This is a genomic window from Pseudomonas pichavaramensis (genome assembly GCF_050473265.1).
Taxonomy (GTDB): domain Bacteria; phylum Pseudomonadota; class Gammaproteobacteria; order Pseudomonadales; family Pseudomonadaceae; genus Aquipseudomonas.
This window is the reverse complement of record NZ_JBJKFJ010000001.1, coordinates 445656-458467: the sequence shown is the minus strand read 5'-3', so window position 1 is coordinate 458467 and position 12812 is coordinate 445656. Positions and strand designations below refer to the sequence as shown.

General features: G+C 63.3%; 10 protein-coding genes and 1 pseudogene. All 11 read left to right on the top strand.

Features of this window, described 5'->3' with window-relative positions; translation table 11 throughout:
* Positions 1-2 precede the first annotated feature (2 nt).
* The 11 genes and pseudogenes from ACJRW5_RS02015 (at position 3) to fis (ending at position 12767) form a co-directional block, all read left to right on the top strand.
* A complete protein-coding gene (locus tag ACJRW5_RS02015; protein WP_484568861.1) occupies positions 3-1616 on the top strand; it encodes a diguanylate cyclase in 1614 nt (537 codons plus the stop codon).
* 1621 nt (positions 1617-3237) lie between these two features.
* Positions 3238-3753: pseudogene (locus tag ACJRW5_RS02010) on the top strand (methyl-accepting chemotaxis protein); the annotation flags it as partial.
* A 153-nt stretch (positions 3754-3906) separates the two neighbouring features.
* Positions 3907-5700 carry a protein-disulfide reductase DsbD gene (locus ACJRW5_RS02005; protein WP_484568860.1) on the top strand — a complete coding sequence of 598 codons (1794 nt, stop codon included), beginning with the start codon at positions 3907-3909 and terminating at the stop codon, positions 5698-5700.
* 166 nt (positions 5701-5866) lie between these two features.
* A complete protein-coding gene (aroQ, locus tag ACJRW5_RS02000) occupies positions 5867-6313 on the top strand; it encodes a type II 3-dehydroquinate dehydratase (protein WP_484568859.1) in 447 nt (148 codons plus the stop codon).
* Positions 6314-6363: 50 nt separating this feature from the next.
* Positions 6364-6825, top strand: coding sequence for an acetyl-CoA carboxylase biotin carboxyl carrier protein (gene accB, locus ACJRW5_RS01995; protein WP_484568858.1), 462 nt, complete (start codon positions 6364-6366; stop codon positions 6823-6825).
* A gap of 17 nt (positions 6826-6842) precedes the next feature.
* Positions 6843-8198 (top strand): acetyl-CoA carboxylase biotin carboxylase subunit, encoded by a 1356-nt coding sequence (accC, locus tag ACJRW5_RS01990; RefSeq protein ID WP_484568857.1) that lies wholly within the window; start codon positions 6843-6845, stop codon positions 8196-8198.
* 75 nt (positions 8199-8273) lie between these two features.
* Positions 8274-8945: a DUF4272 domain-containing protein gene (locus ACJRW5_RS01985; RefSeq protein ID WP_484568856.1), complete on the top strand. Its 672-nt coding sequence runs from the start codon at positions 8274-8276 to the stop codon at positions 8943-8945.
* 86 nt (positions 8946-9031) lie between these two features.
* Positions 9032-9910: a 50S ribosomal protein L11 methyltransferase gene (gene prmA / locus ACJRW5_RS01980; protein ID WP_484569138.1), complete on the top strand. Its 879-nt coding sequence runs from the start codon at positions 9032-9034 to the stop codon at positions 9908-9910.
* A 53-nt stretch (positions 9911-9963) separates the two neighbouring features.
* Positions 9964-11223 carry a DUF3426 domain-containing protein gene (locus tag ACJRW5_RS01975; protein ID WP_484568855.1) on the top strand — a complete coding sequence of 420 codons (1260 nt, stop codon included), beginning with the start codon at positions 9964-9966 and terminating at the stop codon, positions 11221-11223.
* Positions 11224-11451: 228 nt separating this feature from the next.
* Positions 11452-12450, top strand: coding sequence for a tRNA dihydrouridine synthase DusB (dusB, locus tag ACJRW5_RS01970; RefSeq protein WP_484568854.1), 999 nt, complete (start codon positions 11452-11454; stop codon positions 12448-12450).
* Entirely contained in the window at positions 12447-12767 is a 321-nt protein-coding gene (gene fis / locus ACJRW5_RS01965) for a DNA-binding transcriptional regulator Fis (RefSeq protein WP_037052576.1), read from the top strand. The genes dusB and fis overlap by 4 nt, the downstream gene beginning before the upstream one ends.
* Positions 12768-12812: the final 45 nt, after the last annotated feature.

The window sequence follows — 12812 nt, the reverse complement described above, 5'->3', positions numbered from 1 at the left end:
CCATGACCGAGCACCCGGACCCCAGTCGCGATCGCCTCAAGCATCACTTCGCCCAGCGCGTGATTCACCAGGCGCGCCAAGTGCTTGAAGTCTGGCAGCGCCTGCAACGCAGCGAGTGGAGCGACGCCGGCATGGCCGAGCTGACCGAGGCCAACCTGCGCCTGCTGCGCTATGCCGAGCGCTTCGAGCAAATCGAGCATGCCCATCTGGCTCAGGACATCAGCAGCAGTCTCGATGAGGTGGTGAACAATCGCGGCCGTCTCAACAGCTCGCTGATCGCCAGGCTCAACAAGGCCATGCAACGGCTGTCGAGAACCGGGTTGCGCCACAACGATGCCTTCGAGCAGACGTTCCTGCCGCCACTACGCAAGCCTGTGTACCTGGCACTGCAGGACAATCAGCGCGCCGAACGCCTGGCGCAACAGCTCGAATTCTTCGGCCTTGCTGCCCAGCCGCTCAGCGATGAACGCGCGTTTCGCGCGGCCATCACCGAACGCCATCCAGCCGCCATCGTCATGGACGTCGACTTCGCAGGTGCCGGCCTGGAGCTGGCGGACTCGATCCAGCAGGGCCTGGAACAGAAGATTCCGCTGCTGTTCTTCAGCCACTGCGATACCGATACACCGACCCGACTGGCAGCCGTACGCGCTGGCGGGCAGGAGTTCTTCACCGGTTCGCTGGATGCCTCGAGCCTGCTCGAACGCATCGAGGTACTGACCCACGTCTCGCAGTACGACCCGTACAAGGTGCTGATCGTCGACGACTCCAAGGCCCAGGCCACGCATACCGAGCGCGTGCTCAACAGCGCGGGGATTCTCACTCACACCCTCACCGAGCCAATACGGGCGATGGATGCGCTGGCCGAGTTCCAACCAGACCTGATCATCCTCGACATGTACATGCCCGAGTGCAACGGCACCGAGCTGGCCAAGGTAATACGCCACAACGACCGCTACGTCAGCGTACCGATCATCTATCTTTCGGCCGAGGACGACCTGGACAAACAGCTCGATGCGATGAGCGAAGGCGGTGACGACTTCCTCACCAAGCCGATCAAGCCACGCCATCTGATCGCCACCGTACGCAACCGGGCAGCACGCGCACGCAACCTCAAGGCGCGCATGGTGCGTGACAGCCTCACCGGTCTGTACAACCACACGCACACCCTGCAACTGCTCGACGATGCCTGCTACCGGGCACGCCGCGACGAGCAGCCGCTGGCCTTCGCCATGCTCGATATCGACCACTTCAAGAAGGTCAACGATACCTATGGCCATCCCATGGGCGACCGAGTGATCAAGAGCCTGGCGCTGTTTCTCAAGCAACGCCTGCGCAAGACCGATCACATTGGCCGTTACGGTGGAGAGGAGTTCGCCGTGGTGCTGCCGGATACCGACGAGCAATCGGCACTCAGGGTGCTGGAGGAAATTCGCCAGCGCTTCGCCGAGATCCACTACCCCGCGCAGCCGCAGGACCTTTCGTGCACCTTCAGCTGTGGTATCGCCATGCTCCAGCCAGACCTGGACGGCAACGAACTGTCCAAGCGCGCAGACGAAGCGCTGTACAAGGCCAAGCACGGCGGCCGCAACCGCGTCGAGCTGTACAGCAACGACTGAATTGAGACGCCCCGGCAAGCGCGCGCGCAAAGCGCTACAGCCCGGCTGAAACGAATCCCAGAGGCGTACAGGGACGTACCGCACATAACGTGACGCAGCTCACGCAGTCATCAGCCTGTAACCAAACCGAAATAACCTCGTTCGCATCGTTAAGTCGTCGATCGAGCCTGCCATGCGCCTCAAGCTGCTCACCAACCTCAATACCTTGCTGCTGGTCACTGTCTGCGTCGCCCTGGCCGCAACCCTGTGGTGGTCGCAGCGAGCACTGCAGCAGCCGGTACAGCTGATGGAGCGCTACCTGACACTGTCGCAGCAGTTTCAGCATGAGGTCGCCGACAACATCCAGGCTTATCTGGCCAGTGGCAACGCCGTGCAGCACAGCACTGCAACCCAGGCTCTGGATGACTTCCAACAGGCACTCGACCAACTACCACGGCAGCTCGCCGACGGGCTGCTGCCAAGCCTGGAACAACTGCGCGAGTTCAGCACCACCCAGTTGCTGGCCGCAGGCAAACTGGCCGGCGATCCACAAGGTCTGTTGCTGCAGGCAGAACGAGAGATGCTCGCCGCACTGGAACAGCTTGCCCAGTACGCCGATAGCGCCAACACGGCCGCCGCCAACAGCTATCGCAAACCACTGCAGGAAGCGGGCTCACGCCTGCTGAAACTCGCTCATGCGCGGGAGCGCTTCATCAACCAGGGCCGCAGCGAGCTACTGGGCGATGTGGAACGCGAACTCAAGGCCCTGAGTCAGCAGGTGGAAACGCTGGAGGCGCTGCCACTGCTGGGTGTGCAGGAGGCGGACAGCTCCGCCAGCATCGGTTTTGCCGCCCTGCTGGGTCTGGACGACAACCAGCAGGAACAGCAGACGCAGGATCGCGGCGTCGACCTCAAGCGCGAACTGGGCACGCTGGTCCGGCGCTATCCAGGCGAATTGCAGCGCACACGCGAACTGGTCGAGCAACGCCAGCAACTCGCCATGACCACCCACGAACGTGTGACCCAGGTGCAGCAAGCCCTGGCAGAGCTGGAGCCACTGGTGAAGGCCGAGTACGCCCGCATCCAGGGCGAGGTTCGGGTGATTCAGGGGTTGATGATCGGCCTGATCCTGCTTATCGCCCTGGTCATCGATCGCCTGCAGCGACGCCTGTCACAGGTGCTTGCACGACTGGTCCCGGCTCTGTCGAAGTGGGCCAATGGCGATTTTGCAGAAGAGATCGCCATCGACTCACGCACTCGCGAGCTGCGCGACATCGAAGATTCGCTCAACCACCTGCGCCGTTACCTGGTCGAACTGGTCGCCAGTATCCGCGGCCACGCCGAACAGGTGGCCGGCTCCAGCCGCACGCTGGCTGAGCTCAGCGGCGGGCTGCATAGCGGCGCCGAACGCCAGGCTGGCGATACAGCGCTGATTCGCGATGCCCTGGGCGAGCTGGAGGCGACCATTGGCCAAGTGGCGCAGGATGCCAGCCAGACCGCTGATGCCAGCCGCGATGCCGACCGCGCCCTCGTACAAGGTCAGCAGGTCATCGGGCAAAGTCTGGAAGGACTGCACGCGCTGGTCACCGAGGTTCAGGGCAACGCCCAGGCCATCGAACGCCTGGCGGAGGAGACAGCGACCATCGGTGGCGTGCTGACGGTGATCCGCGGCATCGCCGAGCAGACCAACCTGCTCGCTCTCAACGCCGCCATCGAAGCGGCACGGGCCGGTGAGGCTGGTCGCGGCTTCGCCGTGGTTGCCGATGAAGTCCGTTCGCTGTCACAGCGCACCGGCAGCGCCACGGCGGAAATCCAGGAAGTGATCGGCCGCCTGCAGCAGGCTGCGCACCAATCGGTGCAAGCCATGCGTGCGCAGGTCGAACACGCCGAAGCCACTGCCGGCAAAGCCGAAGCGGCCGACGGCGCACTGGACGAGATCGTCAGCGCGATTCGCACCATCGCCAGCATGGCCGAGCGTATCGCTGAAGCCACCGCACAGCAGAGCGATGCGGTCGGCGAAATTCGCGAGCACGGTGAGCGCATTCACCAGATGGGCGATGACAACCTGCAACGTATCGGCCAGGGCCGCAGCCAGGGCGAACAGCTGCTGCACCTTGGCAGTCAGTTGCACAGCGCTGTGCAGGCGTTTCGCGTATAGCGCTGCGGCACGTCAGCGCACCCAGGGAACTCGGCCTGCCGCGGCTTATCCAAGCGACGCCCATGCGCACAGAGCGCCACCCGGCCAGAGAGGCAAAATGGGCATGGACGTTTCCGGTATCATGCCGCCATCCTCCGCCGAGATATTCGTCCGATGTCACTGCGTCGCCTGCTGTTACCCCTGCTTCTGCTGTGCCTGAGCCTGCCCGCCAGCGCCAACCTGTTCGACCAGCGCCCGGCCGCCTCGCCGCTCGGCGCGCCGCTGAACAACAGCAGCGATTTCCTGCCGGTACGCGAAGCCTTCAAGCTGAGCCTGGTGAGCAGCGATGCGCAGGGCGTGACCCTGCGCTTCGTCGCGACCGAGGGTTACTACCTCTACCGCCACCGCCTGAACTTCAGCGTGGAGCCGGCCGATCTTGCCCTCGGTGCAGCCGAACTGCCTGCAGGCAAAGCCAAGCACGACGAGTTCTTCGGCGATGTCGAGGTCTACTACGGCGTGCTCGATGTTCGCCTACCGCTGGATAACCCGGACAATCGCCCGCTGCGCCTGCAAGTCGGCTATCAGGGCTGCGCCGACAAGGGCCTGTGCTACCCGCCCGAGACCGAATTCATCGAAATCGGCGACATGCCCGCCAGCACGGCGAAGAACGCTACCGACCCACAGCAGGCGGGCTGGGACTGGAAAGATCTGGCACTGTTCTTCCTCGCCGGGCTGGGGCTGACCTTCACCCCCTGCGTGCTGCCGATGCTGCCGATTCTCTCCGGTGTGGTACTGCGCGGCCGACCGAGCAATGCCCGCGGGCTGGTCCTGTCACTCGCCTACGTGCTGCCGATGGCGGCCTGCTATGCCGTGCTCGGTGCACTGATGGGCCTGTTCGGCGCCGGCCTCAACCTGCAGGCGATGCTGCAGTCGCCCTGGGTTCTGGTGCCCTTCGCCGCCTTCTTCAGCTTGTTCGCCATGGCCATGTTCGGCGTCTTCGAACTGCGTCTGCCGGCCTTCATCCGCGAGCGCCTCGATCAACGCGCCAACCAGACCCGCGGCGGCACCATCGCCGGGGCGGCAACGCTCGGCGTGCTCTCCAGCCTGATCGTCTCGCCCTGCATCACCGCGCCGCTGACCGCGCTGCTGCTGTATATCAGCAGTACCGGCGACGCCGTCGGTGGCGGCCTGCAACTGTTCGCCCTAGGCCTGGGCATGGGTACGCCGCTGGTGCTGTTCGGTGCCGGCGGCGGCGCCCTGCTGCCGAAGTCCGGCCCGTGGCTGGTCACGGTGCGCAACGCCTTTGGCGTGATGCTGCTGGGCGTTTCCGTCTGGCTGCTCGAACGCGTGCTGCCGGGCAGCCTGAGCCTGGCCCTGTGGGGCCTGCTGGCCGGCGGCGTGGCGGTGTTCCTTGGCGCCATGGAGTTCGGCCCGAAAACCCACCGGCAGAAACTCGGCCAGATTCTCGGCCTGGCGCTGCTGGTCTATGCCCTGGCGGCCTGGGTCGGCGCCCTGCAGGGTGCTAGCGACCCATTGCAGCCACTCGGCCAGTTGCAGACTGGCAGCGCTAGCCAGAGCAATACCAAGAGCGGAGCCTGGCAGACCCTGAGCAGCCCCACCGAACTCGATGCGGCGCTGGCCGCAGCCAAGGCAGCCGGGCAACCGCTGCTGCTGGACTGGTACGCCGACTGGTGCATCAGCTGCAAGGTGATCGAGCGCGAGGTGTTCGGCAATGCCGAGGTCGGCAGCAAGCTGGGCGACTGGCGCCTGATTCGTTTCGACATTACCGAAAGCAACGCCGCCCAACGCGCCCTGCTCGATCGCTATCAGCTGTTCGGCCCGCCGGCCATTCAGCTTTTTTCTGCCCAGGGTGACGAATTGCGCGATCTGCGTGTCGTAGGAGAGGTCGATGCCGCCACCTTCGCTGCACGCCTTGATCAGGCCGACAGCCGCCAGACGGCTCGCTGAGCGTCAAACGCCAGTAACACCAGGTTTATTGAATTCGCCTGGCAACGACCAAATCCAGCGCTATAGTCATATTTCTGCCGCAAACAGCGGGCATCGTGTCGACTATTGCTGACATCGCGCAGCTGCGGCATAGTCCTGCGCAGCCCGAACAACAAGGAACGCGTCCATGGCCACTCTTCTGGTGCTGCACGGCCCCAACCTGAATCTGCTGGGCACCCGTGAGCCCGACAAATATGGCGCCACCACGCTGGCCGAGATCAACCAGGATCTGGAGCAGCGCGCCCGCGAGGCCGGGCACCACCTGATGTACCTGCAGAGCAATGCCGAGTACGAACTGATCGACCGCATCCACGCAGCAAAGGGTGAAGGCGTCGACTTTATCCTGATCAATCCTGCCGCTTTTACCCACACAAGCGTCGCATTACGTGACGCGTTGCTGGCAGTGAGCATCCCATTCATCGAAGTGCACCTGTCCAACGTGCACAAGCGTGAACCTTTCCGCCATCACTCCTACTTTTCCGACGTTGCAGTAGGGGTGATCTGCGGCCTTGGCGCCAGCGGTTATCGGCTGGCCCTGGAAGCGGCACTCGAACAACTGGCCGGGCGCGCCTGACGCGACGCCCGGTAGACAAGTCCTACCTCACCTCTGGGAGTTGACCCTTCATGGATATCCGTAAAGTCAAGAAACTGATCGAGCTGCTGGAAGAATCCGGTATCGACGAGCTGGAGATCAAAGAGGGCGAAGAGTCCGTACGCATCAGCCGTCACAGCAAACAACCGGCCTATGCCGCCCAACCTGTCTACGCACCGGCCCCGGTCGCTGCTCCGGCTGCCGCCCCGGCCGCTGCCGCCAGCGCTGAAGCCGCTCCGGCTGCTGCACCGAAGCTGAACGGCACCGTCGCTCGTTCGCCGATGGTCGGCACCTTCTACCGCGCTGCTTCGCCGACCTCGGCCAACTTCGTGGAAGTCGGTCAGACCGTGAAGAAAGGCGACATCCTGTGCATCGTCGAAGCGATGAAGATGATGAACCACATCGAGGCCGAAGCCAGCGGCGTGATCGAGTCCATCCTGGTGGAAAACGGCCAGCCGGTTGAGTACGACCAGCCCCTGTTCACCATCGTTTGATGCACGGGGAGCCTGCAATGCAGAAGCTGGAGAAAGTCCTTATCGCCAACCGTGGCGAAATCGCCCTGCGTATCCTGCGCGCCTGCAAGGAACTGGGCATCAAGACGGTGGCCGTGCATTCCACCGCCGACCGTGAACTGATGCACCTGGGCCTGGCCGACGAGTCCGTCTGCATTGGTCCGGCGCCCGGCGCGCAGTCTTACCTGCACATTCCGGCGATCATCAGCGCAGCTGAGCTCACCGGCGCCACTGCCATTCACCCGGGTTACGGCTTCCTCGCCGAGAACGCCGACTTCGCCGAACAGGTGGAGAACTCCGGCTTCGCCTTCATTGGCCCGAAAGCCGATGTGATTCGCCTGATGGGCGACAAGGTGTCGGCCAAGGACGCCATGATCAAGTCCGGCGTGCCGGTGGTGCCTGGCTCCGACGGCCCGCTGCCGGAAGACGAGGAAGAAGCCCTGCGCATTGCCCGTGAAGTGGGCTACCCGGTGATCATCAAGGCCGCCGGTGGCGGTGGTGGTCGCGGCATGCGCGTGGTGCACAAGGAAGAAGACCTGATCAAATCGGCCAAGCTGACCCGCACCGAAGCCGGTGCTGCGTTCGGCAACCCGATGGTCTATCTGGAGAAATTCCTCGGCAACCCGCGTCACGTCGAAGTCCAGGTACTGTCCGACGGCCAGGGCAACGCCATTCACCTGTATGACCGTGACTGCTCGCTGCAGCGTCGCCACCAGAAGGTGATCGAAGAAGCCCCGGCCCCGCTGATCGACGAGAAGGCCCGCGCCGAAGTGCTCAAGCGCTGCGTCGATGCCTGCGTCGAGATCGGCTACCGTGGCGCCGGCACCTTCGAGTTCCTCTACGAAGATGGCCGCTTCTACTTCATCGAAATGAACACCCGTGTTCAGGTGGAGCACCCGGTTACCGAAATGGTCACTGGCATCGACATCGTCAAGGAGATGCTCAGCATCGCCGCTGGCAACCCGCTGTCGATCAAGCAGGAAGACGTGAAGATCCTCGGTCACTCGGTCGAGTGCCGGATCAACGCCGAAGACCCGGACAACTTCATGCCCAGCCCAGGCAAGGTCAAGCACTTCCATGCTCCGGGCGGCAATGGCGTTCGTGTCGACTCGCACCTGTACAGTGGCTACAGCGTACCGCCGCACTACGACTCGCTGATCGGCAAGCTGATCACCTACGGCAAGGATCGCGACGAGGCCATGGCGCGCATGCGCAATGCCCTGGACGAGATCGTCGTCGACGGCATCAAGACCAACGTGCCGCTGCACCGCGACCTGACCCGCGACAAGGGTTTCGTCAAAGGCGGCGTGAACATCCATTACCTGGAAAAGAAACTGGGTATGGACAAGCACTGAGCACGTCCTCGGAACACGGAAAGGGAGCGGCCAAGGCCGCTCCCTTTTTGCATTCTCACGCACAGGATGAACAACATGAACGGACTCACCCCGGAGCAGCGCAAGGCTGCTTCCATTGCCAGACTCCAGGCCACCGACATTCCCTACATAGACCACCTGCCGATGATCGAAGCGGCCAGCGACGTACGCGTGCGCAGCAAAGAGGAAATCGCCCGCCGCGCCATTGCCTGCCTGGTCACCATTCAGGCGGCATGCGACCGCAATGCAGGCAGCTACACGGCAGAAGCCGCGCAGTGGTGCCAAGAGCTGCTGGAACAGTATGGCGTGACTGAACTGACAGCCGCCGAGGTGCAGATCCTCAACAATCAGGGTGAACGGCAGGATGTGATCAATATGGTCTGGAAGTACGAGGCCTACTGGGTGCTACTCTGGGCCTTGGGTATCGTCGAACGACTGGACTTTCCCGACCACACCATCGACTGCGACTTCGCTATCCAGGCCGTTTCACAGCACGAGAGCTTGGCGGCATTTCTGCAGCAAACTCATCTGCGCGATATCCACAGCATCCTCGATGAGGCCGACCTGATCTATCGCTATCACTGGGCCTGCGTCGACGCCCGTCTGAAACAGGCCCCTATGCCGGCGAACATGAACGCAAGCGTAGTCATGGAACGCCACGCCGCTTTAAACTGGCTAATCGATAACGACGGTCAGGACGATTGGGACAATCCCGACGTCAGCACCTGAATCACTCCATTGCAGCCGCCTTCATGGCGCCTGAGTTAAACCCGCTGCGCCGCTCCGGCCTGCGCAGCCTGCACAGAGAAGCGCCCATGCCCTGGTTACAAGTCCGTCTCGCCATTACCCCCGAGCAGGCGGAAACCTACGAAGATGCCCTGCTGGAAGTGGGCGCCGTGTCTGTGACCTTCATGGATGCCGAAGATCAGCCAATCTTCGAACCAGACCTGGGCACCACGCCGCTGTGGTCGCACACCCATCTGCTGGCGCTGTTCGAAGCCGACACCGATGAAACCGCGCTGCTTGCTCACCTGGCACTGCTGTGTGGCGGCACGCTGCCCGAGCATCAGGTCGAACGCATCGAAGACCAGGACTGGGAGCGCAGTTGGATGGATAACTTCCAGCCGATGCGCTTCGGTCAGCGCTTGTGGATCGTGCCGAGCTGGCACGCCGCCCCCGAGCCGAACGCAGTCAACCTGCTGCTCGACCCTGGCCTGGCCTTCGGCACCGGCACCCACCCGACCACCGCATTGTGCCTGGAGTGGCTCGATGGTCAGCCGCTGGAAGGTTGCGACGTGATCGACTTCGGCTGCGGTTCGGGCATCCTCGCCATCGCCGCCCTGTTACTCGGCGCGCCACAGGCGATCGGTACAGATATCGACCCGCAGGCGCTGGAGGCCTCGCGCGACAACGCTTCGCGCAACGGCATCGACCCGGCCCGTTTCCCGGTCTACCTGCCGGCAGACATGCCCCAGCAGCCTGCCGACGTGGTGGTCGCCAACATCCTCGCCGGCCCGCTGGTTTCCCTGGCACCTCAGATCACCACGCTGGTCAAAGCCGGTGGACGCCTGGCTCTGTCGGGCATCCTCGCCGAGCAGGCCGAGGAAGTCCGCGCCGCCTATGAAGGGGCGTTCGACCTCGACCCGACGGCCGTCAAAGAAGGCTGGGTAAGGATCAGCGGCGTCAGACGCTGATCCGTACACAGTCGTTGCGTTAGACTAGCCGCCAGGATTTTTCGGACCCGCGCATGAGCGAAAGCCACGTCACCCAGTGCCCAAATTGCCGTACCAGCTTCCGCGTCAGCCAGGCGCAGCTGGCCGCGGCGCATGGTGCAGTACGCTGCGGTGCCTGCCTGCACGTGTTCAACGCCGCCGAGCAACTGTTCGGCCCTCGTGCATCCGCGCCTGCGTCCACAGCAGCGCCGGCCAGCCCAGTGACCAGCAAAGCGCAGCCCAGCGCCAAGACCCACACGCCCAAGCCGGCCGACGATACGTTGTGGATTCATGACGACCTCGACCTGGATAGCCTCGACCTCGACGAGGAACTGGCCAAGCTGGAAGAGCAGGAACAGCAGCTGTCGCAGCAGTTTCTCGCCCTTGAGCACGCGCCACGCTACGCAGAAAACTTCGCTAACAGCGGCGCCGTGCACGATGACGATGACACGCACGACGAGGCCTGGGCCGAAGCACTGCTGCGCGATGAGCAGGTAAAACGCGACCGCCTCGAGCTGCAGCCAGCTCAAGAGCCGGTGGCGACAGAACCCCCGCCGAGCAAAGCTGAAGCCGAGTTCGTTGCAACGCCCACGCGCACCCTCAGCGCTATCGACGATCTCGAAGACGCTGAGCAGCCGCGCCTTGGCGAGCTCGATCAGGAACAGCAAGAGGCTGACGCGGCCGATGCTCTGCAACCAGTCGAAGGCGACGCGAACAAGCCGGCCCGTAGCGAACCGGGGCTGCGCGAAGAGCGCCTGTTCGATCTCGACGACGAACCCCTGCAACTCGACTGGCAGCAGCCACAGGGCACATCCTGGGGACGCGTGCTCGGCTGGGGGCTGCTCAACCTGCTGGCGGCAGGCGGCCTGTTGGCGCAATACACGGCCTACAATTTCGATGAACTGGCGCGACAGGATCGCTATCGCCCGTGGTTCGAGCAGCTGTGTCCAAGCATCGGCTGCAGCCTGCCGTCGAAAGTCGACATCGAGCAGATCCGCAGCAGCAACCTGGTGGTGCGCAGCCATCCGCAATTCTCCGGTGCGCTGATCGTCGACGCCATCCTTTATAACCGGGCCCCTTTCGCCCAACCGTTCCCTCTGCTGGAAATGCGTTTCGCCGACCTGGGCGGACAACTGGTCGCCAGTCGCCGCTTCAAACCCAGCGAATATCTCGCTGGCGAGCTGGCCGGACAGAGCGAAATGCCGCCGCAGACGCCTATCCATATCTCGCTGGATATCCTCGACCCGGGCGCCCGCGCAGTGAACTACAGCCTTAGCTTCCATTCCCCTGAATAGCCTGCAAGCCACGCAGCGCCTGGGAAAAGGCCGTTCATCTAACTACTGGCGATAAGCCCATAGCTGTTCAGAATTTGTTCAAAACAGCCTTTATCCGGTCATCCAGAGCGGGTATCATGCCCACCCTTTCGCGAGCACCGACCCAGCATCGTTTCCCCTGAGGAGACGGTGATGGCCAAGTGTTGATCGCCCTTGTCTCAACTGCGAACCAACAAGCAGGGACGCCCCATGTCGGCCCCACGTATTGGCCCTTACACATTGCCCAATCTGTTGATCCTGGCCCCCATGGCCGGTGTGACCGATCGCCCGTTCCGCCAGCTGTGCCGCAGCCTCGGTGCCGGCCTGGTAGTGTCGGAGATGGTCACCAGCGATGTGCGCCTGTGGAATAGCCGTAAGTCCAGCCTGCGCTTGCTGCATGCCGGTGATCCCGAGCCACGCTCGGTGCAGATCGCCGGTGGCGACCCGCAGATGCTCGCCGAAGCGGCGCGCAAGAACGTCGAACTGGGCGCGCAGATCATCGATATCAACATGGGCTGCCCGGCCAAGAAGGTCTGCAACAAGGCCGCCGGCTCCGCCCTGCTGCGTGACGAGCCGCTGGTACGCGAGATTCTCGACGCCGTGGTCGGCGCCGTGAACGTACCGGTGACCCTGAAGATTCGCACCGGCTGGGACCGACAGAACAAGAACGGCATCACCGTGGCGAAGATCGCCGAGGATGCCGGCATCAGCGCACTGGCCGTACACGGCCGTACCCGCGCCGACCTGTACACCGGCGAAGCCGAGTACGACACCATCGCCGCCATCAAGCAGGCGGTATCGATTCCGGTGTTCGCCAATGGCGACATCGACTCGCCACAGAAAGCCAAGGCCGTGCTCGACGCCACGGGTGCTGACGCGCTGCTGATCGGTCGTGCCGCCCAAGGCCGGCCGTGGATCTTTCGTGAAATCGAGCATTACCTGCGCACCGGCAGCACCCTGCCAGCACCGAGCCTGCTCGAGGTGGAACGCATCCTGCTAGAGCACCTGGCCGCACTGCACGCCTTCTACGGCGAATTGATGGGCACGCGTATCGCCCGCAAGCATGTCGGCTGGTATCTGGCAACCCTGCCGGGCGCCAGGGAGTTTCGCGCCCAATTCAACCGTCTGGACAGTACGGACGCACAGTGCGCCCACGTTCGCGCGTTCTTCCGCGAACGGCACGATGATGGAAACGAGGTGGCCGCATGACGTTGATGACAGAGACCCTAGTGAGTGGAATTGCACCCGTGAGTGACAACACCAGCCTGAAACAGCACCTGAGCACGCCAAGCGAAGAGGGTCAGACCCTGCGCGGCGCCGTGGAGAAGGCGCTGCATAACTATTTCGCCCACCTGGAGGGCGCAGACGTCACCGACGTGTACAACCTGGTGCTCACCGAAGTGGAAGCGCCGCTGCTGGAAACCGTCATGAATTACGTGAAAGGTAACCAGACCAAGGCCTCCGAGCTGCTCGGTCTCAACCGCGGCACGCTGCGCAAGAAGCTCAAGCAGTACGACCTGCTGTAACCCTGAACTCCTGAAAAGGGCGGCCCGCATGAGCCGCCTTTTTTG